Origin of the sequence: Exiguobacterium sp. s125 (assembly GCF_018618605.1) — a bacterium.
In the GTDB taxonomy this organism is placed as follows: Bacteria; Bacillota; Bacilli; order Exiguobacteriales; family Exiguobacteriaceae; genus Exiguobacterium_A; species Exiguobacterium_A oxidotolerans.
Genome location: NZ_JACSMI010000001.1, coordinates 846002 through 871164, shown reverse-complemented (window position 1 = coordinate 871164; position 25163 = coordinate 846002). Strand labels below are relative to the sequence as shown.

Genomic DNA, 25163 nt, shown 5'->3' with positions numbered 1-25163 from the left:
GTCAACATCCTCTCTAAGTTAAACGGCTGTACGAGCCGCGATAAATCCTTCAATCCGATCGAGCGCTTCTAGGACACGCTTCGGGTCTGTTGCGTACGATAGACGTACATATTCCGGCGCACCAAATCCTGAACCTGGAATCAAGGCTACTTTTGCTTCTGACAAGACGGCTGTACACCAGTCATCGACGTTTGCATAACCACACATCTTCGCTGCCTCTAAGGCATGTGGGAACAAGTAGAAGGCACCTTCCGGCTTCAAGCACGTCAAACCAGGTATTTGAATCAAGCGTTCGTAAATTTGTTCGAGTCGTTCTTCGAACACGACACGCATCGCTTCGACCGGGGCATCCCCTTCTTCGTAGGCCGCGACAGAAGCAGCTTGCGCGATTGACGTCGGGTTCGACGTCGAATGGCTCGCAAGGTTTGTCATTGCGCCGATGATTGCTTTCGGTCCGATCGCATAACCAATCCGCCAGCCCGTCATCGCATGCGATTTCGAGACACCATTGATGATGATTGTCCGTTCCCGCATTCCTGGAAGTGTCGCAATCGATAAGTGCGTCACACCGTTATACAGTAATTTCTCATAAATTTCATCGCTGATGACGAGAATGTCATGTTGAATCGCCATCTCTGCTACCATCTCTAACTCTTCTTTCGTGTAGACCATACCTGTCGGGTTCGAAGGTGAGTTCAAGACGATTGCTTTCGTTTTCGGTGTGATGTGTTGCTCGAGCAACTCACGTGTCACCTTGAAACGTGACGCTTCCGTCGTCTCTAAAACGACCGGTACGCCGTCACTCAACTTGATTTGCTCAGGGTAGCTGACCCAGTACGGAGCAGGAACGATGACTTCATCTTCCGGGTCGAGAATGGCTTGGAAGAGTGTCGATAAAGCATGTTTCGCACCAGACGCAACCATGACTTCCGAGCGATCATACGATACCCATAAATCGCGACGTGTCTTCTCGATAATCGCGTCTTTCAACGCAACCGTTCCGCCTGAAGGCGTATACTTTGTATCGCCTGCTTCTGCTGCCGCAAATGCCGCTTGAATGATGAACTCCGGCGTGTTGAAATCCGGTTCACCAGCCCCAAGACCGATGATATCTTGACCGGATGCCCGCAGTTCCTTCGCTTTCGCCGTGATGGCAAGCGTTGTAGAAGGCGTCAATTGTTGTACGCGTTTTGATAACATGTCGCACACTCCTTTTAGTTAATCCGTAGTCGTTTGATGAAAGATCCCTCTTGATACGTATAGTACGAATATTCATAGCCCGTCTCGGTTTCCGCGACGATCTCAATTAAGGCGCGATCTTCGAAACCATATTTCGTGGAAACGATTTTTCCTTGATCTCCACTTTGACGAATGACTTCATCCACCTTAATGCCGTCTTTAACCGGGCGTGTCTCAATCTTACCTTTTGACGGGACAAAAGCGCGTAACGCCTCTCCCTCTTTTTTAATCGAGAAGACGGTGTACTGGTCTTTTCCGTTAAAGACATTTTCGAATGTCACGGCGTCCGGGGCTATTTCTTGTGTTAAACGTTTTTCTGCCCGCTTGACGACTTCTTGTTCTCGCCCCTTTGCTTCACCAACCGTTAACTGGTAGATTCCTGTACCGATTAGCGTAATCAAAAGAACGACCGAAATCAAACCGATGGCGATTTTCCACTTCATGTGCGGTAGATGGTGAAGACCATCTGCTCCTTGTCTTTCTCATCTAGAGCTAAACCAAACATTAAGTCCTCCGTTTTTAACGTGCGATTCAATAAGTCTACGATTTTGTACGTATCGTCATGGCGATTGACCTTGACCGTTGCGAGTGTCTCGATTTTCGAATCCATCTTATATCCTCCCTCATTTTTCTTAACCTATTATAATGCGATAATGGTTATTTTAATAGACTCAATCCGTATCATTCAAGAACAATTCGAGTTCTGCCGTCAATTCTTGAAGTGGTTTTGATAAAACAGGCACATTTGGCAAACTTGAAACAAAACGTTTTCCGTAACGTGTCGTCTCAATTCGACGGTCAAACACGAACACGACACCACGGTCATTCGTCGTTCGAATCAAACGACCGAACCCTTGTTTAAAACGAATGATCGCTTGCGGTAAGCTGTATTCAAAAAACGAAGATTTACCTTGTTGTTCGATTTGTTCCGATCGTGCCTGAACGATGGGTTGGTCAGGCGGTGCGAAGGGTAGACGAACGATGACAAGACAACTTAAGTCGTCACCCGGAACATCGATCCCTTCCCAAAAACTCGCAGTCCCAAAAAGAATGCAGGCATCGAGTTGCTTAAACTGTTTCATCAAGCGCTGCCGGGATCCTTGTGTGATCCCTTGCGACAGCAACGTAAATCGTGCCGGAAGTGCCTGCTTCGTCGCATCATGCGTTTGTCGCAACATGTCATTGGATGTGAACAAAACGAGCATCCGCCCTTCCGTCACTTCAGCGATTTCGATGATTGCTTCCGCAATCGTTTCGGCATATTTCGCAGGTGGGACGTCCTGCAGTAACGGCAAGTCCGTCGGAACCATCAGCCGGACTTTTTCCGCGTACCCGAATGGTGACGGGACAATGAACCGCCGTGTCTCGAGTTCGCTTAAACCAAGCCGCTTTTCAATGAATTGAAACTTGTTCGAGACCGTCAACGTCGCGGATGTCAAAATGCTCGTCCGTTTCGAGAAGACATCCCGGTATAAGCGTTCTGAAATATCGATTGGTTGCGTATAAATCCGTGTCAACTTCCGATTTTTTGCAGTCGTCTCAATCCAGGATACTGTTTCATCATGAGGCGCGAGCATCGTCTCAAAAATCGCATTCTCGACATCCTCGATTTGACCGATCACGGATTTGAGATCCGCGACGACGGACCGTTGCCGGTAACTCATGTGTTCGCGTTGATCGTGGAATAATTTATGAATCGCCCGAATCGCTTGTCGTAATCGACGTAAGACCAATTCGACCCGTTTCGCACTTTCCTGAACGGCCCGCATCGAATGATCGAGTCGTTTGAAGCGGACTGTGACACGTCCTTCCCGTCGCTCTTTCCGGGAAGAGAGATCAAGTCCATAGGCTTGGATGATCATCAACAGGTTATCTGCCTCTTCGATTAGCTCCGTCATCGTCTCATCAATCACTTCACTATGCGCTTCGACCATCTCCGTCAAATCAAACTGATCGGAGAGGCTGACGAGACGCGTCAATAGTTTTTTATCCGCGGAGAATCCGAGTTGTCTAAAAATCCGGTCGAATGAATGCCCGTCGAAGACGAGTCCGAAATGGTGGCTCGCGACTTCCTCGATTTGATGGGCCTCATCTAAAATCAACGGACAGCCTTTCGGTAAGACACCCGCCTCATACTGAATATCACTAAACAATAAGGCGTGGTTCGTGACGATGATCGTCGCGTCCTTCGCTCTACGGACGGCATGTTGGAAAAAGTCACGGCTAAACCATGGATCGAATCGCCCGAGTTGCGACTGGCTATCCGACTGGATCAACTGTTTGATGGCGATGTTCCCTTGTGCTGCTCCACCGGGAAGACTGACTTCTTCCAAGTCTCCCGTCGTCGTTTCAGTCAACCAAACGAGCAATGTTGCTTTCGCTAACGTAAAATTATACGGTTCTTCTGTTTCATTCAGGAAAAACTCGAATTTACGTAAATCAATATAATTGTTCCGCCCTTTGAGCAATGTAATGTCGACTGGGGCATCGAACAGTTGACGCAACAGCGGTAAATCACGGGCGAACAGTTGCTCTTGCAGTTGAATCGTATGTGTACTGACGATAATCGGCGTCTCGTGTTCAATCGCATAATGTGTCGCCGGAACAAGATAGCCAAGAGATTTTCCGGTACCCGTCCCAGCTTCGACGAGCAATGGTACTTCTTGATCAAGTGATTGATAGACATGACGCATCATCTCAAGTTGACCGGTTCGTTGCTCATAACCCCTGAACAGCTTCGGAAAGATCTCTTGATTCAAGTGATCAACGAACGGTCCGAATGGCTGGAGTTCCGACCGGTGCGGCATCAGTTCCGGATCAAGACGTTTTTTCAGCGCAATCTTTCGGAACGAATCGAACCGATCGTCTGTCTCGATGCCGACGGCTTGAATCGCAAAATCAATCTCTTCTTCCATCGCGCTGAATAATTTTGGGGCTAAGCGACGCAACTGTTTTAATGTATCGAGCGGTAGCTCGCGAAGTCGACTTAACAGTTCGAGTAATAATTCTGCCGTCGCTTCTGCATCGCTGCCCGCCCGGTGAGCTTCTTGATGCGTCAACTGTAAACTTTCCGTCAGGTGCGATAAGGAGTGACTCTCTGCCGTCGGTAATAGAATCCGTGCCAGTTCGACCGTATCGATGACGGGACCGGTATACGGTAAGTAACCTTCTTCTTCAAGCGCTTCATTTAAAAATGTTAAATCGAATTGGACATTGTGCGCGACAAACACTCCACCATCTAACATCGAGAGGACGCGCGGTGCAATGACATCAAATGTGTCTGCGTCCCTTACATCTAAATCGGATATTCCTGTCAATTGCGAGATGAACGGCGGAATCGGATTTTTCGGTTGAACGAAAGCCGACAGACGTTCCGTCACGTGCCCTTGTTCGACGACCGCTACGCCGATTTCAATCATCTCATCTCCAGCTTTAATCGAATGACCTGTCGTCTCTAGGTCGATCACCACATACTTCTTCTCCACGACTTATCTCCACCTTTAACCATCCATCTGTTACGTATCGAACTTCTCATGTTTCATCTTAACAAAAATAGAGACCCGAATGTGTTCCGGGTCTCTGAATTTCATAAGATCGTATGCGCGATTTCTTGAGAAAGCATCTGTTTGATGTTATTCGTTTCATCGAGAACAGCCACCTTCGGCTCGTGGACGAGGATTTCTTCATTCGTCAATTGTGCATATGCCATGATGATGACTTCGTCTCCAACTTGGAAATGGCGAGCTGCCGCACCATTCAAACAAATGACACCGGAGCCACGTTCACCCTTGATCGCATATGTTTCGATCCGGGCACCGTTTTGATTGTTCGTCACTTGAACTTTTTCATTTTCAAAGATTCCGACCGCATCAAGCAAATCTTCATCAATCGTGATGGAACCGACGTAATGGAGGTTCGCCTCCGTCACTCGAGCTTTGTGTAGTTTAGCGTGCATGAATGTCCGTAACATAAATCATGCTCCTCTCGTATAAAGTAAATTATCAATCAAGCGCGCTGATTCAAACTGAACCGCGACGGCTAATAAAATCGTTTTCGTTTCTGATGTAACCGGTCCGAGCGTCGGATAGTCGACCGCTTCGACATAATCAAGCGCCGTTCCTTCAAGATGCAAAGCATCTTTCGTCCGTTCGACGACTTCCTCGACGGCTGTGCCTGCTTCAAGTAACGCGTTTGCTTGCTGGAGAGCTTGTTGCAAACGCGGTGCTTGACTGCGTTCTTGCTCAGACAGATAGACATTTCGTGAGGACTTTGCGAGACCGTCCGCTTCCCGGATAATCGGACACCGTTTAATCTCGACCGGGACGAAATAATCTGCAACATATCCTTCAATCAAGGCTAACTGCTGAGCATCTTTCAGTCCGAAATAGGCACGGGTCGGGTGGACGATGTTCAACAATTTACTGACGACCGTCAAGACGCCATCGAAATGTCCTGGTCGTGACGCACCACAAAGGACGTCGTCGCCCGTTCTGACCGTCACGCGCGCCATATCGAGCGGATACATCGTTTCATTCGTCGGATAAAATACATAATCGACGCCTGCCGCACGCGCCAGTTGTTGATCGCGTTGTTCGTCACGTGGATACCGTTCTAAATCTTCGTTTGGTCCGAACTGCGTCGGATTGACAAAAATACTCAACACGACAATCTCATTTTCACGTCGTGCTTGTTCGAGTAACGAACCATGACCTTCATGCAAAAACCCCATTGTCGGTACAAAACCAATCGAGTCATAGGCTGCTAATTCTTGCCGTAGTTCGTCGATGTCTTGAATGACTTTCATTCTTTACCGCCTCCATAAAGCGAATCGATCAATTCTTCATCCATCGTGAACGTATGTTCAATAGATGGGAATACACCTTGTTTTACTTCTTCGACGTAGCTAGCAATCGCTGCTGTCCCTGACGTATTCCAGTCCGTATACGCTTTAACAAACTTCGGTAGACGTCCGACACCATATGTCAGGATGTCATGGTAGACGAGGACTTGTCCATCGACATCAACGCCGGCACCAATCCCGATGACAGGAATCTGAAGTAATTCGCTGACTCGTTTCGCAAGTTGGTGCGGGACACATTCCAGGACGAGCATCTTCGCACCGGCTTGTTCCGCTGCTAAACTGTCTGCAATCAACTGTTCCGCTGCTGCAAGCGATTTTCCTTGTACTTTAAAACCTTCGAGTACGCCAACTGATTGGGGTGTCAATCCAAGATGTGCGACACAAGGCATCCCTGCGTCCGTCAAGCGACGAATCGTCGTCAAGATGTCCCCAGCACCTTCAAGTTTTAAGGCATCGGCCTGACTTTCTTGAAAAATACGTGCCGCAGCATCAAGCGTCCGGTCGAACGAACCGTGGTAACTTGCGAATGGCATGTCAACGACCATGAATGTCTTCGGTGCCCCACGGCGGACCGCCCGTGCATGATGAATCATGTCCTCAACCGTCACGGCAATCGTCGAATCATATCCTAAAATTACGTTTCCAAGTGAATCACCGACGAGTAAGAGATCGACGGCTCCTGCTTCTGCTAATTTCGCTGACGGATAATCATACGCCGTCAACATAACGAGTTTTTCTCCCGTTGCTTGTTTTTTTAGTAAAGGTGTCATTGTGTGCATGTGTGTTCTCTCCTTCGTTAGTGTAGAGAGGACAAAAGGAAACGCCTTCCTTCCTAAAAATACCCATAGGAAAGAAGGCGTGAATAAGTGCAACATCGTCCTTCTGTCCCTGTCCGAAATAGGATCAAGGCAGGTCGTACTAGCGATAAAAAAGTTTTCTACCGGTATGACTCCTAACGGCTATCATCCTTCGCTTTATTATACATGATTCAAATTGGCAACTGCAAACGTCGGGATTTTAGTTTTCTGTCCAGTAGACGAGTTCCGCCGAATGGAATGCTTCCATTCCTTGGTCCGTTTCGACCATCAGCGTTCCATCGGCGCGAATTCCGCGCAAATAACCAGACAAGGTTTGTTGACGCGAGCGTAGTGTAACGGGTTGATTGAGCTTATCCGCAAGATGTTCCCACGCTTCGACAAAAGAGCCGAATCCATCGACCAACCACCGTTCGTACATCTGCTCAAACTGATTTAAGAAGGATGCAACGATTTCTGCTCGCCGAAACGTTCGATTGGTCGCGAGTTTAAGGGACGTCGCCCGATCAGCGATTGCCGTACTGAAGACGTCATGGTGGACATTGATTCCAATTCCAATGATGACCGAACTGATCCGGTTTGCTTCCGTCTGCATTTCCGTCAAAATCCCTGCGACCTTTTGACCATCAATCAATAAATCATTCGGCCATTTGATTGTCACTGGCACGTCGAACTCACGTAAAGATGTCGCTAGGGCAATGCCAGACACGAGTGTTAATTGTCCTGCTTGATCGAGCGGGACGTCTGGTCTTACTATCAAACTCATCGCAATTCCGTTTCCTTTCGTCTCGTGCCAAACACGACCGAGCTGTCCGCGCCCACTCGTCTGGTAGTCACAGACGACGAGTTTCCCTTCTTTGACCTGCTGTTGTGCTAAATCATGCGCAATCCGTTGCGTCGTCTCCGTCTCCTCGACATGAAAAATATCGCGTCCGAAAAATTTCGTCTGTAAGTACTGTTCGATTGCAAGTGCTGTTAAATGATCACCACGATCGATGAGATGGTATCCGGTTTTTTTATTCGATTCAATCGCGTACCCTGCTTCTTTTAAAGACGCAATTTGTTTCCAAATAGCGGTACGTGAAATATTTAACTGGTCAGCTAAATCTTGACCTGAAATCCAATCCGTCTGCATCAATCGTTGCAAAATTAAGTCTCGTGTTGATTTTTCCATTTGCTCACTTCCTCTAACAGAATCGAACGTTGATTTTCAAGGTGTCCGTTTACGACATGCTGTTCCAAATAGTGGAGTGCTTCTTTGATTTCTTGTTTTTTCAGCCCGGCAGCAATCATGTCGCGTCCGCCGACTCGTAAATCTTTTAACGAACGGATCGCTAAAGTTGTCCGGTCTGCGTGACTCCGACCTGTCATTTGATTTAAGACGAGCAGTTCCTCGTCCGTCAATGTATACCGTTGCCAGTCCGTTAGTTGCTCCAGTCGAACAAGCGCTACGAGTCGTTTTGCCCGTTGCTCCTGTTTTTTCGAACGTTTAAAGACACGTAACCGTTCTTGCGGAAACCCGGCGTCGAGCAGCAGCGTCCACACATTTTCTGTCGAGACACCCTGTAATGATGATTGTGCTAATCGTCCCATCACTTCTGAAGTGACGTGTGGAAGATAGGTCGCGAGTCCTGTGCGTAACATCGCTTGTAACGCTGCAACACGCCCCGGTCCAAGGAGCAGTTTTTCGAACTCAATCGCGACACGTTCGATTGCGACGTGTTGAATCGTCTCCGCTTGCTTCGCGATGGCCCGCTCCGTCAAACCGTCTAACGAGAACTCGAGCTGACTCATGAAGCGAAAGGCACGAATCATCCGTAAGGCATCTTCTTCGAAGCGCTCTTCTGGCCGGCCGACCGTTCGAATGATTTTGCTCGCAAGGTCGGCTTGTCCGCCAAAGAGATCGACGAGCCCGGTTGGTTTTAACGCCATCGCGTTGATTGTAAAATCACGTCGTGTCAAATCTTCTTCCAGCGAGACGCCAAGTGTCACGTGGTCTGGTCTACGGCGGTCGCTATAGGTTGACTCGGAACGAAACGTCGTCACTTCGAACGGTACGTGTTCTAAGACGATCGTCACCGTCCCGTGCTCGAGTCCGGTCGGGATGACGACCGGAAACAACGGGATGACCTCGTCCGGTAAGAGTGACGTCGCTAAATCATAATCGCCAGGCACGCGTCCGAGTAACGTGTCGCGAACAGCTCCACCGACGACATACGCTTCGCCACCTGCACGTTCGATTGTTTCAATGATCGTATTCGCCAGCTCAGACATTTTCATATCGTGCACACACCCGTTCATAGACCTGTTCATACTTCCGGACGATTTCATTTGAATCGAACCGTTGCCGTGTATCGCGAATTCCGGCATCCGCCATCTGTTCGCGTAACTCGGGTGTATCGGCTAACTGGCCGATTCGTTCCGCCGCTGCCTTGACGTCATACGTCGGAACGATGAATCCGGTTTGTCCGTCTTGGATCACTTCTGGTAAGCCACCGGCATTCGAGACGACACTTGGGACTCCGACCGCCATCGCTTCAAGGACGACGAGTCCGAACGCTTCTTTTTCCGACAACAATAAATGGATGTCACTGATTGCGAGCAACTGGGCGACATGTTCTTGTTTTCCGGCAAAGATGATTTTTTCATAGACCCCGAGTTCTTTTGCCCGGCGGCGCGTCTGCCCCATCTCCGGACCATCTCCGACGAGTAATAGCCGCATGTCACGATTATTTGCAGCAATTGCAAATGCGACGAGCGTATCATCGATGCGTTTGACGGGGCGGAAGTTCGAAATATGTATGACGACGACTTCTCCCGGCTCAATCCCATAATGTCGTTTTAGACGTTCGTCGCGCATCGGATAATACACACTCTCATCAATCGAGTTCGCAATGACGTCAATATCGTACTCGGCATGCAACGTCATGTTCGTCTCAAGAGCAAGACTTTCCGAGACGGCCGTCACAGCATCCGAACTTTCGATTCCGTAACGGATGGCTGGCTGCATCTCTAAGTCTTGACCGATGACCGTGATGTCCGTTCCATGTAAAGTCGTCACGACAGCGACGCCTTTCTTCTTCGCCATATTGCGTCCGAGCTCTGCACAGACGGCATGCGGGACGGCGTAGTGGGCATGGATGATGTCGAGATCGAACACATCGATGACTTCTGCGACTTTCGAAGCCAATGTAATATCATAAGGCGGATATTTAAATACAGAATATTGGTTGACTTCTACGAGGTGAACCGTGATATTCGGACGATATTCCGTCAAGCGAAACGGTATGCTTGATGTAATGAAGTGGACATCATGCCCACGGTCTGCAAGTTTCATCCCGAGTTCCGTCGCGACGACACCACTTCCGCCTACGGATGGGTAACAAAGGATTCCAATCGATTTTTTCATATAAGATCACTCTCTCTTTAATTAGGTTAACCTTGTCTTCTCGATTCAATTGTAAACAAAACGCCTCTTAAAAACTACATCGACCACTTTCCAAGGAGATTTCCGTAGAAAAGCTAGTCTTTTTCAACGTCTACCGTTACCCTAGAGAAAGAGTCTTGTTAGAGAGGAGCAACCTGTTATGGCACCCCCATTTCAATTTCCGATTCGCTTCCGAAATATTTTTTGGATTTTAATCGGATCATTTATCTTTGCGTTCGGCATTTATCATTTTAATGTTCAAAATGAGTTAGCTGAGGGTGGATTCACGGGAATCACCCTTATTTTAAAGGGCTTGTTCGGTTTATCCCCGTCGATTACGAACCTCGTCTTAAACGTCCCGTTATTTTTCGTCAGCTATAAAATGCTCGGGCGGACGACGTTCATCTATACCTTGATCGGCACGTTCAGCTTTTCTCTTTGGTACGGCCTAATCGCCAACTATTCACCGCTTGAAATCATGTTGAAAGACGATATGGTGCTCGCTTCGTTGTTCGCCGGTGTCTTCATCGGTGTCGGCCTCGGCATCATCTTCAACAACGGCGGTACGACGGGCGGGGTCGATATCATCGCCCGACTGACGAAGCGGTATTTCGGATGGTCGATCGGTCGGACGTTCATGATTTTTGATTTTTTCGTCATCGTCGCTTCATTGACATATCTCGACTACAAACAGGCGATGTATACGTTGCTTGCCGTCTACGTCGGGGCCCGTGTCATCGACTGGATGCAGGAAGGAACGTATGCTGGTAAAGCCGCGATGATCATCAGTGATCACCGGACGGAGATCGCCGACGGGATTCACGCGACGATGAACCGCGGAACGACGCGGTTACTCGCGAAAGGTGGATTCTCCGGTCGCGACCTCGAAGTCTTGTATGTCGTCGTCGCCCGCAATGAAATCACACGATTAAAAACACTTGTCAAAACGATAGATCAACATGCTTTCATCACACTCCATGATGTGTATGAAGTAACCGGCGAAGGATTTACGTTCGATGAAAATCGTGTTCCGATCAAGGAAACGTAAAAATACACAAAAAAACACCCGGTTGATTCGATTCTGAAGAAGAAGATCGAACCAGCCGGGTGTTTATTTTTTATTAATTTGTACGCGTTACTCTTGAATTACTCGTCAGACGGTGCAAAGACCATCAAAGCGAGGCGGAGGAATTCGGCGACAGCGACGAGTGTCGCAGCGACGTAAGTCCAGGCGGCGGCGTTCAAGACACGGCGTGAGCCACGCTCTTCTTCCGCATCGATGATTCCGTGTTCCGTTAACTGAGCCATCGCCCGTTTCGACGCATCGAACTCAACTGGCAACGTCACGAGCTGGAAGACGACGGCACCGAGCATCAAGATGACACCAAGCATCGCAAGACCAGTCATCCCAGCGAAGAAACCAACGAGTAATAACGGGAATGACAGATTCGACGTAATTGACGCAACCGGTGCAATCCGGTGACGGACACGCATCATGTTGTAGTCCGTCGCATCTTGGATGACGTGCCCGATTTCGTGCGCTGCAATCGAAACGGCAGAAACCGTTGAACCATGATACACATCTTCCGAAAGACGAACGACTTTATTCGTCGGATCGTAATGATCGGACATCGTTCCGCCGATTGCTTCGAGACGGACATCCGTAATCCCATTCTGTTTCATGATGAAGTCAGCGACTTGAGCGCCTGTCACCCCACTATGAATCGGAACTTCTTGGTATTTTTTATACGTTTTTCGGACTCGCATTTGTGCCCAGATGGGAACAATGATGATGATGGCGAGGTAAATCAGATAGTTAGCCATGTAACATCTGTCCTTTCCTAAAAGATTATATCCTTATTTTACGTTCAAGCGACCTTATTGTCAATCGAATCGCGTGCGACAAAGAAATATCCCATCAAAATACATAATCCCGTCAACCAGAACGAACCATAGCCAATCCACTGGATGTGCTCCGCAAGTGCCGGATAGCGTGGCCACTGACCGAGCACATAGTCGACGACATCGTTATGGATGACCCAAATCGAGACAAGGACAAGTTCCTTGACGCGAAACGTCATGAACGGAACATAAAGCAGTGCCTGGAATGCCATCGCGCCGTGCGAGACCATCAACATCAGTGCCATTGCCGTCAAATAACTGTTACCTGTCCCGAGTTCTTGAAGCATCAAGGCATTCATGACGACGGCCCAGACACCGTATTTAATCAACGTGACGAACGCGAGCGCTTCAAACAGTCGGGAACGACGATTGAAGATCCATAAAAACACGATGATCGTAAAAAATAGCGACGCCGTCGGACTGTCCGGGATGAACGGATAATAGTACCATTTCGCCGTCTCGAGTTGCGGTTGATACCAATAATAGCCGTATAACGTTCCCGCTAGATTGATTAATCCGAGCGGCCAAAGGAGGGCTTTATGTTTTAAAATCTGCAAAAACGGCACATTCATTCACCTCATGATAGACAAAAGCCGGAGGAATCATTCCCCCGGCTCTTCTCTTATTTATTGTTCTCTCCGCCTTCACCGTAAGAAGCGATGAATTTAGCGAGTTCTTTACGATCTGCATCTGAACCTTTGTACTGTCCAGCAGGCATCGCACCGACACCTTTATCTGCGATTTCATAAATTTCATCTTCTGTCTTTTGTGTCCCGACGAGGGCAGGAGCGGCTGCTCCACCTTCGAGGTTCTTACCATGACAGTTGACACATGACTGGTTCGAGTAAATTTCATACCCTTTCGCCGTCGTATCGATTTCAGGACCTTCGTTCATCGTCAACTCACCTTGTTTATGGATCGTATCCCAGTGCGTTGTTTGAACAGATTCCCAAGTCAAGAAAATGATTGAGACGATTCCGAGTAACATCATGCTGACTGCGACTGGACGTTTTGCCGGGCGACGTTCAATCCCTTGGTCGAGCCACGGTGCTACGAGTAACGCCGTAAAAGCAAGACCTGGAAGAATGACAGTTCCCATCAAAATGTACGGACCGGCAGCAAATTGATATTTCAAGAGCTGATAGAGGAATAGGAAGTACCAGTCCGGAAGTGGAATGTACGACGTATTCGTCGGGTCAGCTATGTTTTGTAGTGGTGCTGCTTCAACGATTGTCAGCGTCATGAAGCCGATCAAGAAGACCGCTCCTACCATCCATTCGCGAAGTAAGAAGTTTGGCCAGAACGCTTCCGTCCGACCTGGATACTCAGAATAGTCTTTCGACTTATTCGGCATCCGGTTATTGATCGACACCCGTGAATCGGTGACGAATTTCATTCCTTTACCACGATGCATCGTGTTCTCCCCCTTTTAGGTTGCCTAAGTTGATTGTCGGTTTAAAGTGGTCCAGAGATCCCTTGTTTACGGATCATCATGAAGTGGGCCCCGAGCAAGACGAACAATGCCGCAGGAAGGAAGAAGACGTGAATCGCAAAGAATCGAGCAATCGTACTTGCACCGACGATTTCTCCACCCGCGAGGAGCGTCTTCGCGATGCCACCGATGACCGGTATGCTTTCCGCGATTTGAATCGTAACTTTCGTCGCGAACAATGCTTTCATGTCCCAAGGCAACAAGTATCCGGTTAGACCAAGTGCTAAGACAACGAAGAACAAGAGGACACCGACGACCCAGTTCAATTCACGTGGCTTTTTGTATGATCCTGTGAAGAAGACGCGTAATGTATGTAAGAACAACATTACGATGACGACTGATGCGCCCCAGTGGTGCATACCACGAACGATTTGACCGTGTGCGACTTCGTTTTGAAGATAGTACACTGACGCATGGGCATTGATGATATCTGGTACGTAATACATCGTCAAGAACATCCCTGAAAGAATCTGGATGACGATTGTAAAGAACGTCAACCCGCCAAAACAATAAACGAATGCTGAAAAGTTATGGGCAGGGTTTACGTGTTCTGGAACTTCATGATCGGCGATATCTCGCCAAAGCGGAGTGATATCAACCCGCTCATCAATCCAATCATAGATTTTTTGCATCATCGCTTACGCACCTCTTTCGACTGGTTTACCTAAGTAGAGGAAACCATCTTTCTCTTGCATTTCATATTCATCAAGCGGCTTCGTCGGAGGCGTTCCTGGTACGTTGACGCCATCTTTCGTGTACCGTCCGAAATGACATGGGCAATAGAATTGCTCTGGGTGCGTCGGATCTGCTCCGAAACTGACTTGGCATCCTAAATGCTTACAGATCGGTGATAGTGCGAGAATTTCGCCCTTATCATTTTTGAAGACCCATGCTGATAATGTTTCTTCGAAATCATACCAAGCATCCTGTGTTTGCTTCTTGAAGTCGACCCGTTTTGGTTCTGTTGTGATGTCCGACAACTTCATTACTTTTACTTTATCGCCTGATCCTGATTTCTTCAGGACCGGATCAACTGCGAAGTTGACCATCGGCATGACCATCGTCGCTGCCATAAAGCCACCGACTCCAGTCAGTGTATACGTCAAGAATTGACGACGTGTTACGTTAGACCCGTTTTGAGCCATATCGATCCCCCCTTGTGATGTACGCCGTGCCCCAAGACCACTGTACTTCACACAAATTTCTCACATGGTAATAGTATCTTAATAAAATCATCGCGTCAACCGCTTCATAGCGCGGTCCAACGGTTTCCTAACTGTTCGAGAACTTGTCCTACAAAATTCCCGACCATCTGACCTTGCTGGTCGCGACTCATCGTCTCGAGCGATAATCGTGGAACATAGACGATGTCGTCGACCGCTGTGTCTTTCCAGCGTAAATCTGCCGTAATGAACGTGACAAAACGGAATTGCTCGGCAGATGCCGCTTCCCGCCAACCGTTCAATTGATCGAGTGACGGTATACCGACATACGTCATTGCTGGAAGGAGCATCGCCCGACCGGACAGTTGCCGTTCGACTTCTGACGCAACCGTCAATGTCATGTCAGCACATTCCGCAAAAGCATGCATCGATTCATCAAATCCGATCGGTATCAATGGGACGACCAACGTATCGATATACGCTTGTTCGTTTCTCGTCCTTTGAACATCGGATGGTTTGAAACGCAAATCATTTCCCCCTTTCCTGTTCACTTACATTTCGTCACATTTAATGTATCATATCCGCTTTTATTACTGCTCGCTTAATGTGAACGTTTTATGAAATTCCATTCTATTTTTCTTCATATTTAGGTTTTTTTCAAACTCAAATAAAATCATCCTCTTCTTTATCCGAAGAGGATGACTGCAGACGAACGCGTATGAAGATTGAAAAGTGTATTTTAGTTATTGGAGTTGGCTCCGAATCGTCCGCAATTCTTCCGAGAGTGATTGAAAACGACTCCGATCGCGTGCATCAAGTGCTTCATCAATCAAACGAATCAATCGCTCTTCCTCTTGCCGATTGACCGTCGCCGCGATGAAATTCATCGCTTCGTCCGCTAATCGTGGTTCAACAGTGACCTCCGGACGAAACGGGTTCTCTTCAAGTAGGGACAAGTATTCATCATCCATCATCATCCCTTGAAAATTTAACTCGATATAAATCGGTTCGTCCGTCAATCGGATGTCGTGATATGCCTTTTCCGGGTCAGTCGTTTTAACCTCACCTTTTTTAAAGAGAAACGGTTCAGCGTCAAACCCGTATGTCGTCATGATGATTGCTTTTGGCGCGAACATCGCATTTTGAACAAAATGAACTTGATCCAGTTTCGCATCATTACGAAGCCAATAATCAAGGATCCATTTGGATTCCCGACGCTTCAACGTGTAATAGGTCAAGATGCGGCGCAAGAAACGCTGTTTTCTCTCTGTCATCTCAATCCTACTCCCTTCTCCAATCGAATCAACTATCCATCCGTTCGACATAATCGACGAGATCAGCATCTTCTGGAGCGAACATCGCTGCCCGACGCAACAATGCTTGTCCCTCTTCACGTCGTCCTTCTTCAACCAATGCGAAACCATATTCTTTCAAGAAGAGGGCATCATCCGCGAATGCAGATTCAACTTGAGCATACTGCTTCATTGCATTCGTATAATCTTCCAGCGCATAGAGTGATCGAGCACGGTACCACGTCAAGATTGGTGCCGTGACGTGTTCTTCGATTGCTGAAATCGTTTCAATCGTCGCCTCATGGTCCTCATCTTCAGCGAGGAGCGCAAGTAAACGTTCCGCAGCGAGCAAGGATTCCGGGTTAAGGGCAAGAGCTTCACGTAAGGCGTTGACACTCCCTTGGCGGTCTCCTAGCTTCAAGAGGAATAAAGCTTCCATCGTCCGGAGCTCATCATTATAATCGTCTCGCTCCATCCCTTGCTTAATGACATTCAACGCTTCCTTCGTCAAGCCGAGTTCTGCTTGACTCTCGGCGTAAGGCACGTAAGCCGACGTATAGTCTGGATCTTGGGCAATCAGTTGTTGGAACGTTTCGACCGCTTTTTGGTGTAGTCCGACGCGGTGGGCGGTCATCGCAAGTCCAAACAGCGTATGCAAGTCAGACCGTTCCGCGACTGCACGTTCATATAAGGGAATCGCTTCTTCGAATTCACCAATCATTGCGAGCGACTCGGCGTACAGGGCATCCAGTGGCAATTCTTCTCTTAATGCCGGAACAGCTGCAATTTCAGCGAACAATGGGACCGCTTGATCAAACGCTCCAAGTGTCATATAGAGTTCAGCCAGTCCGTAAGCGAGCAACGGTTCATCCGGCGCAAGTGACCGTGCCTCTTTTAATTTCGCGAGCGCGACTTCGTCGAGTCCTTGTGATTGATAGAGGTCCGCTAACAACACTAATGTCCGAGGTCCATTTTCGCTATCCGTCTTATCGACTTGTTCAAGGACGGTGATTGCTTCTTCTTCTCTATCAAGATCGATATAACATTCGGCAAGCAATAAAGCGACGCCAGCATTCCCCGCATAATCGACGTAAAGAGGCGATAAGATATCGACTGCCCGGTCCGAGAGTCCGAGTTCGATGTAAAGATCTGCGACAGCTAAGCGATCCTCATCGGTCCCTGTCTTTTCAAGTTGTTCGAGTGAAGCTAACGCTTCCGACGTATGGCCGTGTTCTAGCCCTTCGACGATTTCTTTTAATACCTGTTCGTTCAAGGCAAACGCCTCACTTTCTAAATTCAATTCGGAACTTATCCGTTCCCGTTATCTTGCAGTTTCTTTAAATCATCATAGAACGTTGGGTAGCTGACTTCAACTACTTCATTCCCGTTCACTTGAATTTCTTCGTTCAATGTCTTAGCAATCGTCAACATCATCGCCAAACGGTGATCACCGGCACTGTCGACCGCCGCCCCTTTTAATGACGTCGGGCCTTCAATTGTCATCCCGTCTGCCGTCGCTTCAATCGACGCTCCGAGTCGTCGTAGTGACGCGACGACAGTCTCGATCCGGTCCGTTTCTTTGACGCGTAACTCCGCTGCATCCCGGATGATCGTCTTTCCTTCCGCTTGCGTCGCGAGTAAAGCGAGGAGCGGAACCTCGTCGATCAACGAAGGGATTTGTTCTCCTTCAATCGTCATCGCCTGCAGGGTAGTCGATTCTACCGTCACATCCGCGACTTCCTCCCCTGCCACTTCCTGCCGGTTCGAAATTTTGACGCTCGCACCCATTTGTCGTAATACTTGTAAAAATCCGATCCGGGTCGGGTTCATGAGTACGCGTTCCGTCGTGATGACACTGTCCTCGCCAATCGCCGCCGCCGTCCACCAAAATGCGGCCGAGGACGGATCGCCCGGTATATCGACTGTCGTCGCCGTAAGTTGAACAGGACCTTCGACACGAATATGCCGTCCGTCTTCAAAGTCATTGATCGTCACATCGACGCCGAATTGCGGCAACATCCGTTCCGTATGATCGCGTGATAAGATCGGCTCAATCACCGTTGTCTCACCTGTCGCAAATAACCCCGCTAGTAAGACCGCACTTTTCACCTGAGCACTTGCGACCGGTAAGGTATACGTCGTTCCGACGAGCGGTTGCCCCTGAATCCGTAACGGAGCGTAGTTCCCTTCGATTTTCGCACCAAGCTGACTGAGTGGAATCGTCACCCGATCCATCGGTCGTTTTTTTAACGAATCATCGCCTGTCAATTCATACGCCGCCTCGCTACCAGCTAAAATACCGCTTAGTAGTCGAATCGTCGTTCCGGAATTCCCACAATCGATTTTTGCTTCGTTTAATGCAGTCGTCCCTGTAATCTGAATCGTTTTTTCAGAACGCTCGATTTTCGCACCAAGTGCCTCAACCGCCTTCAGTGAAGCGAGACAATCCGCTCCTTCGAGTGCATTCGAAATCGTCGTCGTCCCGTTTGCAATCCCACCAAATAAAAAAGCACGGTGTGTCATTGATTTATCGCCGGGTACTCGTACCTTTCCCTTTAATCCCATTTCAAGCACCTCACAGTCATGTCATAGGCGGACAGCAATCGTCCCACCGGAATTTCCTCTAAGTTAAATTTCCCGTTTTCTGCTAAGACGAATCGAATCGACTGATTATTTTTTTTATCCCGTTTCATATAGTCGAAATAGACCTCGAACGATTGCCTTTTTGGTAGTTCGACACCTAAACGCGTCAACAATTGAGCCAGTTGATTTCCTTCTTCGACTTGTCCCTCTAACATTTTGGCAAAGACTAAACCGATTCCGACTGCCTCACCATGCGCGAGACGCTCACTCGCATACTCGACGGCATGACCAAATGTATGCCCATAATTTAAAAAGGCACGGATGCCTTGTTCTTGTTCATCTTGTTCGACGATTCGTTGTTTGACGGAAATCCCTTTCGCAATCCAGGATTCGAGTGGCAACTCTTTCATATCGGACAGTTTTAAATCCATCAGTTGATCAGCAAACGGTTCCGCTGCCAAAAGACCATGTTTCAACAATTCAAAAAAACCGCTTCTCCACTCGCGGTCCGGTAATGTTTTCAGAAAAGATACATCGTAGAGAACGGCACTCGGTTGATAGAACGCCCCGACGAGGTTTTTACCGAGCGATAGATTTAGCCCGACTTTCCCGCCGACGCTCGAGTCATGCGCGAGTAACGTCGTCGGAATTTGGATGAACGGAATGCCCCGTAGAATCGTTGCTGCAACGAAACCGGCGAGATCTCCAATCATTCCACCACCAAATGCCAGGATGACCGTACGACGGGTCACCCCTCGTTCAATGCCTTCTTGAAGCAAGTCTGCATACGTTTCGAGCGATTTACTGCTCTCACCTGGTACGACAGTACTCGTCATCCAGTTTGTTTTCGGAAAAAGAGTCGTGACGTGTTTGATCAATGTCTCTAAATGAAGGGTACTGACCGTTTGATCGGTGATAATCCAAAATCGATCTGCTACCTGTGCTTCTTCGACTTCCGCCAGGCGTCGCAACGCACCCGGCTCGATGTGAACCGAATACGGGCGACTCGCTTTGATGCAAAGATGCGTCAAAACAGACGCACCTCCTCCTTGTAATCAGCTATCGTTTGTTTTAATCGATCCATCGTTGAACTCCCGAACATTTCGAGAATCGCGGCTGCGACTTCGAATGCGACGACAGCTTCGAGAACGACAGCTGCTGCCGGCACAGCACAAGCATCACTGCGTTCAATTTGGGCCGTGAACGGCTCTTTCGTTTCAATATCGACCGATTGCAGGGGTTGATACAATGTCGGAATCGGCTTCATCGCAACTTGAACTCGAATCGGCATTCCTGTCGACATCCCACCTTCAATTCCGCCTAGGTGATTGGTTCTGCGGGAGTAACCTGCTTCACTATGAATGATTTCATCTTGGACCGTACTACCGGGACGACGCGCCAAATCAAAACCATCACCAAATCCAACCGCTTTCATCGCATTGACACTGATGACAGCTTGGGCGATCCGACTGTCTAACTTCATGTCATTTTGCGTAAATGATCCAATCCCCGGAACAAGTCCCGTGACGACGACTTCGACTTCACCACCAAGTGTGTCGCCGTCTTTTTTAGCTTGATCGATCGCACGCATCATCTGTTCAGTCGCTGCTTCATCTGCACAACGGACTGGAGAAGCTTCAATCAACTCACGCCGCGTCGTCGGATCAACGGCTTCAGCATCAACGCCACCGATTGATCGTACATGGGAAAACAAATCGACATCGAGCTGTGCCAACAATTGTTTCGCGATTGCCCCAACTGCAACTCGGGCCGCCGTTTCTCGAGCAGAGGAACGTTCGAGGACATCACGGAGATCACGATGACCGTACTTCAAGCCACCTACAAGATCCGCATGTCCTGGGCGTGGGCGTGTCAATGTCCGCGGACGTTCAAGCGCTTCCTCGAGCGGTTCCGCCTGCATGACTTGTTTCCAGTGCGTATGGTCTTTGTTTTCAATAAACAGACTGATTGGCGCCCCCGTCGTGTAACCGTGACGAATTCCACCCCGAACATCAATCGTATCCTGTTCGATTTGCATCCGCCGTCCACGTCCATAACCGCCTTGACGTCGTGTCATTTCAGATTGAATTTTTTCGAAATCGATTGTTAGTCCGGAAGGAACACCATCGATGATGACGGAAAGTCCTTTTCCGTGTGATTCTCCAGCTGTCATGTAGCGCATACGCTTCATCCCTTCACGTCGTTAAATTTTTTCATAAAAGAAGCTTTGCTTCATTTTTAGACCAAATCGTTCCGGTTGAAAGATTTGTTCCGTTCCGCCGACGAATAAAATGCCGCCCGGTTTTAACGCATCCACAAAAGAGCGATAGACGTGCGCTTTTGCTTCTTCTGTAAAGTAAATAAGTACGTTACGACAGATGATTAAATCAAATCCACTGTCATAGCGATCTCCTAACAAATTATGTTTACTGAAACGGACGAGCCGTTTAATTTCTGGAGCGACCTCATATTGTTGATCCTGTTCGATGAAATATCGTTTTTTCCTTGATTCGACGACTTCGTTTAAGGCTGAAATGCCGTATCGACCTTGCTTCGCCTTTTCAAGAACGATCTCATCTAAATCGGTCGCTTGAATCGTGAATTGGGCAGGGTCCATCATCTCATTAAGAATCATCGCGAGCGAATAGGGCTCTTCCCCCGTTGAACAAGCCGCGCTCCATGTCCGAATCCGACCATGCGCACGTGCTTGCAGCACCGGAAGAATATCTTGTTCGAGCTGTTGCCAGCGAATCGGATTTCTGAAGAATTCACTAACATTGATCGTCATCCGGTCCAAGAATTCTTCATATAAGGTCTCGCTTTTTTCCATTGCCTGCATATACGAGGCGAAGGTATCATGTCCTTTTTTATCGCGCAAAGCCGTCAAACGTCGTTTCATTTGTGCTTCTTTATATTGTCCTAAATCAATTCCTGACTTTTTTAAGAAACGTTGGATGAAAAGCTCGTAATCGTCCATAGTACACCTCACTGGTCCTCTCTATCATCGGTCATACACGTTTTATGACCCTATCTTATTCTCTATAGTAGCATAAAGCCATTTCCTTTCCAAAATACAAAAACAGACGATTGAGCAATTGCTCAATCGTCTGTTTGCCGTTCGTTTCATTATGCGTTTACCGGTTGCCCTTGAAACCAAAGTCCAAGTTCACGCTCCGCACTCTCGACGCTGTCTGAACCATGGATGACGTTCTCGCTCATCGTGTTCGCGAAATCTCCCCGAATCGTCCCAGGTAGCGCTTCTGTCGGTTTTGTTTTTCCAATCATCAAACGTGAAACAGATACGACATCCGTTCCTTCGACACGAAGTGCGACGACAGGACCAGACGTTAAGAAAGTGACCAACTCTCCAAAGAAAGGCTTCTCTGCGTGCTCTGCATAATGTGCTTTCGCCAATTCTTCAGACGCTTGCATCATTTTCATTTCACGTACAACAAATCCTTTTCGTTCGATCCGGCCGATGATTTCCCCAATCAATCCGCGTTCGACACCATCAGGTTTTACCATTAAAAATGTTTGTTCCATTTTTGAGTCCCCCTATGAAATGCTTTTAGAAAAGCGCTTACATAGTAAGTTTACTCGTAAACGGATCGAGCGGCAAGAAAATTTTGACAGTTTTTTATCCTTTTCGCTTTCCAACGTAACGTGCGACTTCTTCAAGTGAACGCTTTGCAGAAGACTTCGGTAAATGCTCTAAACGACGAATCGCTCGCTTAATGTAAAGATCGACGGTCTGTTGTGTCCGTTCAAGTGCGTCAGACGCTTGCAGACGGTCAAGAAGTGGCGCGACTTCTTCGTGGGAGGGCATCTCCTGAATTTTGACGAGTTCCTTGAAAAAAGCTGGATTTTCTGAGGCGTAGAAAACTGGCAACGTCTTATGCCCATGTCGTAAATCTTCTGCGACCGGTTTACCAAGCTCGACCCGGTTCGCTGTGAAATCCAGTAAGTCATCCGCAATTTGAAAAGCAAGACCGATGTCACGCCCAAATTGCCGCAATGCTTTCGTATCCGCTTCCGAGCAGTTCGCGACGATGGCTCCTAGATGACAACTTGCCTCAATCAAGATCGCCGTTTTCCGCTCGATTCGTTTAATATATCGTTTAATCGATTGATTCCAATCGTATTGATCATAAATTTGTTCGATTTCACCCTCACAAATTTCGCGCATCGCATGGACCATGACTTGGACGAGTTCCGGTTTCCCGATTTCTCCAATCAATTTGACTGCCTCACCAAACAAATAGTTACCCGAGTATAATGCAACTTCTTCATCAAAACGTTGCATGACGGTCGGCTTTCCACGTCTCAGTTCGGCATCATCGATGACATCATCATGCACGAGTGATGCCATGTGGACCAGTTCAAGACTTGCCGCGACACGGACCAGTTCATCCCGGTCTGCTTGACCAAACTTCGAAGCGAGCAAAACAAAAGCCGGACGAATCCGCTTCCCCCCCGCTTTCAAGAGTTGTTGTCCCGCAGCATCAATCGTCGGTTCTTCGGACGCAATATGATTTGTTAAGAATCGGTCGACTAAATTCACTTCTTTCGTTACATCTCGATAAATTGAATGCAGTGACATCTCACCACTTCTTCCCGAGGTGCATTGCAGCCGCCCCACCTGCAAACGCCTTTACTTCGACCTGCATGAAGCCAGCCTGCTCAAATAATTGCTTTAATTCAACACGATCGAGGAACACTTCCGTCGATTCTTGAAGCCAGTTATATTGATCAAACGATTTTGCAAACAAACGACCGACTTGTGGCATGATTTTACCAAAGTATAACGAGTAGGCCTCACGGAAAATTGGTGCCGTCGGTTGACTCGTCTCAAGACATACGACTGTTCCACCTGGTTTTAAGACACGATGCATCTCTTTGATGACTTGGAGATAGTCCGGAACATTCCGTAGTCCAAACCCAATTGTCACGTAGTCAAAGGAATGATCACCAAAAGGTAAATCCATCGCATTGCCATGAATCAATTCGACGTTTTTCATCCCTAACGCCTCGACTTTATCGACTCCGACTTTAAGCATGTTTTCAGAGAAATCGAGTCCTTTGATGACACCGGTCGGACCAGCCGCTTTCGCGAGTTGAATTGTCCAGTCAGCCGTTCCGCAACATAAATCAAGACATTTTGCCCCCGGAAATACATCCATCCGGCGCATTGTTTCTTTTCGCCATAATTTGTGCAAGCGGAAACTGATGATGGAATTCATCTGATCATAATTTGTCGAAATTGATTGAAACACTTCATAAACTTTCTTTTCTTTTTCTTGTGTCTGCACGCAGTTCACCCTTTCAAGAATATTACGCTACTGCCATTTGTTCTAAATGTGATAATAGTAGTTGTTGCGCTTCATGATCGAGCAACTCGGCCTGTTTCCGAATGATGCGTTGCCCTTCTCGTGTTAACCAATCTTGACCGCTGATTGCCGCCAAACCTTGAACGAGTCCAAATTCCGCCGTCAGCCAGAGTAAGACGTAATCTTCTGTCGACGTATAATTTCGCTCATGGATCGAACATTTTGCTTCATTCACACGCTGTACGGTCCGTCCTAACGTCACGAGTGCCGTTTGGGGAAGCGACGCTAACTCTTCAAAAAAGTAAGTCGAAAAAAGATCTCCCGCCAATACGAGCAATTGTCTTTCTTTTGATCCTCGTTTCGTTTCACCTACTCGTTCATGTAAGACAAGTGCAACCTTCGCAAAATGTACGCCCTTTACGAGCGCCTGCCAATCCAATGTCTCGTTTTGAGCGACATCAATCAACCAACTGATCTGTTCACGATCGATGGAAGGGAAATCCACATGTCGAGCTAGTTGAGTCGTCTGTTTGTTGTTGAGCGCAGTAATGATTTCTGTCATGAATAGCTCTCGTTGGTCCATGCTTTTACCCCCCGATCTCCAGTGCCATCTCGTTGATGGATGTTCTTCTTTTTTAATATACCATAATCATCGCTTTTTCACGCCTTTGAATACCCACAAAAAAAGCCGTTCGAGGAATTCCTCGAACGACTATGTAGCCAAATTACTTGACTGCATCTTTCAATGCTTTACCCGGTTTGAAGGCAGGCACTTTGCTTGCTGGGATTTCGATATCTTCTTTCGTACGTGGGTTGCGACCTTTACGAGCGGCACGTTCACGGACTTCGAAGTTACCAAAACCAATCAATTGGACTTTTTCTCCAGATTGGAGTGTCTCAGTGATTGATTCGAATGTTGATTCAACAACTTTAGTCACGTCTTTTTTTGTAAGACCTGATTTTTCGACAACCGCTTGAATGAGTTCAGTTTTGTTCATTACTTTCACCCCCTCCCAATCGCTTCTTCGAGGCTAATCATACCTTATAAACGTTGCTATTACA

The 25163-nt window shown here is 47.8% G+C and carries 28 protein-coding genes; 1 reads left to right on the top strand and 27 read right to left on the bottom strand.

Features of this window, described 5'->3' with window-relative positions; all coding sequences use genetic code 11:
- Positions 1 to 18 precede the first annotated feature (18 nt).
- The 10 genes from KNQ05_RS04260 to bshA all read right to left on the bottom strand — a co-directional run bounded on the left by KNQ05_RS04260 (position 19) and on the right by bshA (position 10324).
- Positions 19 to 1200: a pyridoxal phosphate-dependent aminotransferase gene (locus tag KNQ05_RS04260; protein ID WP_029330605.1), complete on the bottom strand. Its 1182-nt coding sequence runs from the start codon at positions 1198 to 1200 to the stop codon at positions 19 to 21.
- 14 nt (positions 1201 to 1214) lie between these two features.
- On the bottom strand, positions 1215 to 1682 hold the full coding sequence (locus KNQ05_RS04255; RefSeq protein WP_214765099.1) for a hypothetical protein: 468 nt from the start codon (positions 1680 to 1682) through the stop codon (positions 1215 to 1217).
- The gene (locus KNQ05_RS04250) at positions 1679 to 1849 is read right to left on the bottom strand and encodes a YpmA family protein (RefSeq protein WP_012370646.1); all 171 of its coding nucleotides are present in this window, start codon (positions 1847 to 1849) and stop codon (positions 1679 to 1681) included. The genes KNQ05_RS04255 and KNQ05_RS04250 overlap by 4 nt, the downstream gene beginning before the upstream one ends.
- Before the next feature lie 61 nt (positions 1850 to 1910).
- Positions 1911 to 4724 (bottom strand): ATP-dependent DNA helicase DinG, encoded by a 2814-nt coding sequence (dinG, locus tag KNQ05_RS04245; RefSeq protein WP_214804451.1) that lies wholly within the window; start codon positions 4722 to 4724, stop codon positions 1911 to 1913.
- 101 nt (positions 4725 to 4825) lie between these two features.
- Positions 4826 to 5209: an aspartate 1-decarboxylase gene (panD, locus tag KNQ05_RS04240; RefSeq protein WP_029330611.1), complete on the bottom strand. Its 384-nt coding sequence runs from the start codon at positions 5207 to 5209 to the stop codon at positions 4826 to 4828.
- A gap of 3 nt (positions 5210 to 5212) precedes the next feature.
- A complete protein-coding gene (gene panC, locus KNQ05_RS04235) occupies positions 5213 to 6043 on the bottom strand; it encodes a pantoate--beta-alanine ligase (protein ID WP_214765100.1) in 831 nt (276 codons plus the stop codon).
- Positions 6040 to 6879 carry a 3-methyl-2-oxobutanoate hydroxymethyltransferase gene (panB, locus tag KNQ05_RS04230; protein WP_029330615.1) on the bottom strand — a complete coding sequence of 280 codons (840 nt, stop codon included), beginning with the start codon at positions 6877 to 6879 and terminating at the stop codon, positions 6040 to 6042. Before panB ends, panC begins: the two co-directional genes overlap by 4 nt.
- 238 nt (positions 6880 to 7117) lie before the next feature.
- A complete protein-coding gene (locus tag KNQ05_RS04225; protein ID WP_214804449.1) occupies positions 7118 to 8089 on the bottom strand; it encodes a biotin--[acetyl-CoA-carboxylase] ligase in 972 nt (323 codons plus the stop codon).
- Positions 8065 to 9195 carry a CCA tRNA nucleotidyltransferase gene (locus KNQ05_RS04220; protein WP_251132170.1) on the bottom strand — a complete coding sequence of 377 codons (1131 nt, stop codon included), beginning with the start codon at positions 9193 to 9195 and terminating at the stop codon, positions 8065 to 8067. The genes KNQ05_RS04225 and KNQ05_RS04220 overlap by 25 nt, the downstream gene beginning before the upstream one ends.
- Positions 9182 to 10324, bottom strand: a complete 1143-nt coding sequence (gene bshA / locus KNQ05_RS04215) for an N-acetyl-alpha-D-glucosaminyl L-malate synthase BshA (protein ID WP_214804447.1) — start codon at positions 10322 to 10324, stop codon at positions 9182 to 9184. Before bshA ends, KNQ05_RS04220 begins: the two co-directional genes overlap by 14 nt.
- Positions 10325 to 10502: 178 nt before the next feature.
- Between bshA and KNQ05_RS04210 the strand changes: the two genes are divergently transcribed.
- Positions 10503 to 11390 (top strand): YitT family protein, encoded by an 888-nt coding sequence (locus KNQ05_RS04210; protein ID WP_214804445.1) that lies wholly within the window; start codon positions 10503 to 10505, stop codon positions 11388 to 11390.
- 98 nt (positions 11391 to 11488) lie between these two features.
- Here KNQ05_RS04210 and KNQ05_RS04205 read toward each other — a convergent pair whose 3' ends face one another.
- From KNQ05_RS04205 to KNQ05_RS04125, 17 genes are all read right to left on the bottom strand, one after another.
- Positions 11489 to 12166, bottom strand: coding sequence for a zinc metallopeptidase (locus tag KNQ05_RS04205; RefSeq protein WP_088837317.1), 678 nt, complete (start codon positions 12164 to 12166; stop codon positions 11489 to 11491).
- A gap of 44 nt (positions 12167 to 12210) precedes the next feature.
- Positions 12211 to 12816, bottom strand: coding sequence for a DUF1405 domain-containing protein (locus tag KNQ05_RS04200; RefSeq protein ID WP_251132445.1), 606 nt, complete (start codon positions 12814 to 12816; stop codon positions 12211 to 12213).
- Positions 12817 to 12866: 50 nt separating this feature from the next.
- The gene (locus tag KNQ05_RS04195) at positions 12867 to 13658 is read right to left on the bottom strand and encodes a menaquinol-cytochrome c reductase cytochrome b/c subunit (protein WP_214804441.1); all 792 of its coding nucleotides are present in this window, start codon (positions 13656 to 13658) and stop codon (positions 12867 to 12869) included.
- 41 nt (positions 13659 to 13699) lie between these two features.
- On the bottom strand, positions 13700 to 14371 hold the full coding sequence (gene qcrB / locus KNQ05_RS04190; RefSeq protein ID WP_012370658.1) for a menaquinol-cytochrome c reductase cytochrome b subunit: 672 nt from the start codon (positions 14369 to 14371) through the stop codon (positions 13700 to 13702).
- A gap of 3 nt (positions 14372 to 14374) precedes the next feature.
- Positions 14375 to 14881, bottom strand: a complete 507-nt coding sequence (locus KNQ05_RS04185) for a ubiquinol-cytochrome c reductase iron-sulfur subunit (protein ID WP_029330633.1) — start codon at positions 14879 to 14881, stop codon at positions 14375 to 14377.
- 104 nt (positions 14882 to 14985) lie between these two features.
- On the bottom strand, positions 14986 to 15426 hold the full coding sequence (locus KNQ05_RS04180; RefSeq protein WP_029330635.1) for a DUF2487 family protein: 441 nt from the start codon (positions 15424 to 15426) through the stop codon (positions 14986 to 14988).
- A 216-nt stretch (positions 15427 to 15642) separates the two neighbouring features.
- Complete coding sequence (locus KNQ05_RS04175; RefSeq protein ID WP_029330637.1) at positions 15643 to 16173, bottom strand: ReoY family proteolytic degradation factor; 531 nt, start codon at positions 16171 to 16173, stop codon at positions 15643 to 15645.
- Positions 16174 to 16201: 28 nt separating this feature from the next.
- The gene (locus KNQ05_RS04170; protein WP_029330640.1) at positions 16202 to 17464 is read right to left on the bottom strand and encodes a tetratricopeptide repeat protein; all 1263 of its coding nucleotides are present in this window, start codon (positions 17462 to 17464) and stop codon (positions 16202 to 16204) included.
- Between the two features lie 35 nt (positions 17465 to 17499).
- On the bottom strand, positions 17500 to 18756 hold the full coding sequence (gene aroA, locus KNQ05_RS04165) for a 3-phosphoshikimate 1-carboxyvinyltransferase (protein ID WP_214804439.1): 1257 nt from the start codon (positions 18754 to 18756) through the stop codon (positions 17500 to 17502).
- Entirely contained in the window at positions 18747 to 19805 is a 1059-nt protein-coding gene (gene aroB / locus KNQ05_RS04160) for a 3-dehydroquinate synthase (RefSeq protein WP_214804437.1), read from the bottom strand. Before aroB ends, aroA begins: the two co-directional genes overlap by 10 nt.
- The gene (aroC, locus tag KNQ05_RS04155) at positions 19802 to 20956 is read right to left on the bottom strand and encodes a chorismate synthase (protein ID WP_214804435.1); all 1155 of its coding nucleotides are present in this window, start codon (positions 20954 to 20956) and stop codon (positions 19802 to 19804) included. The genes aroB and aroC overlap by 4 nt, the downstream gene beginning before the upstream one ends.
- Positions 20957 to 20977: 21 nt before the next feature.
- The gene (locus tag KNQ05_RS04150; RefSeq protein WP_214765107.1) at positions 20978 to 21751 is read right to left on the bottom strand and encodes a CheR family methyltransferase; all 774 of its coding nucleotides are present in this window, start codon (positions 21749 to 21751) and stop codon (positions 20978 to 20980) included.
- A gap of 149 nt (positions 21752 to 21900) precedes the next feature.
- Positions 21901 to 22317, bottom strand: a complete 417-nt coding sequence (ndk, locus tag KNQ05_RS04145) for a nucleoside-diphosphate kinase (RefSeq protein ID WP_088837323.1) — start codon at positions 22315 to 22317, stop codon at positions 21901 to 21903.
- A 94-nt stretch (positions 22318 to 22411) separates the two neighbouring features.
- Positions 22412 to 23374, bottom strand: coding sequence for a polyprenyl synthetase family protein (locus KNQ05_RS04140; protein ID WP_088837324.1), 963 nt, complete (start codon positions 23372 to 23374; stop codon positions 22412 to 22414).
- 1 nt (position 23375) lies between these two features.
- Entirely contained in the window at positions 23376 to 24083 is a 708-nt protein-coding gene (locus tag KNQ05_RS04135; protein ID WP_029330660.1) for a demethylmenaquinone methyltransferase, read from the bottom strand.
- 22 nt (positions 24084 to 24105) lie between these two features.
- Positions 24106 to 24684 (bottom strand): heptaprenyl diphosphate synthase component 1, encoded by a 579-nt coding sequence (locus KNQ05_RS04130; protein WP_029330662.1) that lies wholly within the window; start codon positions 24682 to 24684, stop codon positions 24106 to 24108.
- 142 nt (positions 24685 to 24826) lie between these two features.
- Positions 24827 to 25099 (bottom strand): HU family DNA-binding protein, encoded by a 273-nt coding sequence (locus KNQ05_RS04125; RefSeq protein WP_012370671.1) that lies wholly within the window; start codon positions 25097 to 25099, stop codon positions 24827 to 24829.
- Between the last annotated feature and the right edge of the window lie 64 nt (positions 25100 to 25163).

Coding starts and splice junctions, on each gene's coding strand:
- KNQ05_RS04225 (WP_214804449.1), bottom strand. CDS start 8,089: ATGGAAAAATCAACACGAGACTTAATTTTGCAACGATTGATGCAGACG.
- panB (WP_029330615.1), bottom strand. CDS start 6,879: ATGCACACAATGACACCTTTACTAAAAAAACAAGCAACGGGAGAAAAA.
- qcrB (WP_012370658.1), bottom strand. CDS start 14,371: ATGATGCAAAAAATCTATGATTGGATTGATGAGCGGGTTGATATCACT.
- KNQ05_RS04250 (WP_012370646.1), bottom strand. CDS start 1,849: ATGGATTCGAAAATCGAGACACTCGCAACGGTCAAGGTCAATCGCCAT.
- panD (WP_029330611.1), bottom strand. CDS start 5,209: ATGTTACGGACATTCATGCACGCTAAACTACACAAAGCTCGAGTGACG.
- KNQ05_RS04195 (WP_214804441.1), bottom strand. CDS start 13,658: ATGCATCGTGGTAAAGGAATGAAATTCGTCACCGATTCACGGGTGTCG.
- bshA (WP_214804447.1), bottom strand. CDS start 10,324: ATGAAAAAATCGATTGGAATCCTTTGTTACCCATCCGTAGGCGGAAGT.
- aroA (WP_214804439.1), bottom strand. CDS start 18,756: ATGGGATTAAAGGGAAAGGTACGAGTACCCGGCGATAAATCAATGACA.
- KNQ05_RS04220 (WP_251132170.1), bottom strand. CDS start 9,195: ATGAAAATGTCTGAGCTGGCGAATACGATCATTGAAACAATCGAACGT.
- KNQ05_RS04200 (WP_251132445.1), bottom strand. CDS start 12,816: ATGAATGTGCCGTTTTTGCAGATTTTAAAACATAAAGCCCTCCTTTGG.
- KNQ05_RS04255 (WP_214765099.1), bottom strand. CDS start 1,682: ATGAAGTGGAAAATCGCCATCGGTTTGATTTCGGTCGTTCTTTTGATT.
- KNQ05_RS04175 (WP_029330637.1), bottom strand. CDS start 16,173: ATGACAGAGAGAAAACAGCGTTTCTTGCGCCGCATCTTGACCTATTAC.
- KNQ05_RS04130 (WP_029330662.1), bottom strand. CDS start 24,684: ATGGACCAACGAGAGCTATTCATGACAGAAATCATTACTGCGCTCAAC.
- KNQ05_RS04260 (WP_029330605.1), bottom strand. CDS start 1,200: ATGTTATCAAAACGCGTACAACAATTGACGCCTTCTACAACGCTTGCC.
- panC (WP_214765100.1), bottom strand. CDS start 6,043: ATGAAAGTCATTCAAGACATCGACGAACTACGGCAAGAATTAGCAGCC.
- KNQ05_RS04210 (WP_214804445.1), top strand. CDS start 10,503: ATGGCACCCCCATTTCAATTTCCGATTCGCTTCCGAAATATTTTTTGG.
- KNQ05_RS04125 (WP_012370671.1), bottom strand. CDS start 25,099: ATGAACAAAACTGAACTCATTCAAGCGGTTGTCGAAAAATCAGGTCTT.
- KNQ05_RS04150 (WP_214765107.1), bottom strand. CDS start 21,751: ATGGACGATTACGAGCTTTTCATCCAACGTTTCTTAAAAAAGTCAGGA.
- ndk (WP_088837323.1), bottom strand. CDS start 22,317: ATGGAACAAACATTTTTAATGGTAAAACCTGATGGTGTCGAACGCGGA.
- KNQ05_RS04205 (WP_088837317.1), bottom strand. CDS start 12,166: ATGGCTAACTATCTGATTTACCTCGCCATCATCATCATTGTTCCCATC.
- KNQ05_RS04185 (WP_029330633.1), bottom strand. CDS start 14,881: ATGGCTCAAAACGGGTCTAACGTAACACGTCGTCAATTCTTGACGTAT.
- aroC (WP_214804435.1), bottom strand. CDS start 20,956: ATGCGCTACATGACAGCTGGAGAATCACACGGAAAAGGACTTTCCGTC.
- KNQ05_RS04140 (WP_088837324.1), bottom strand. CDS start 23,374: ATGTCACTGCATTCAATTTATCGAGATGTAACGAAAGAAGTGAATTTA.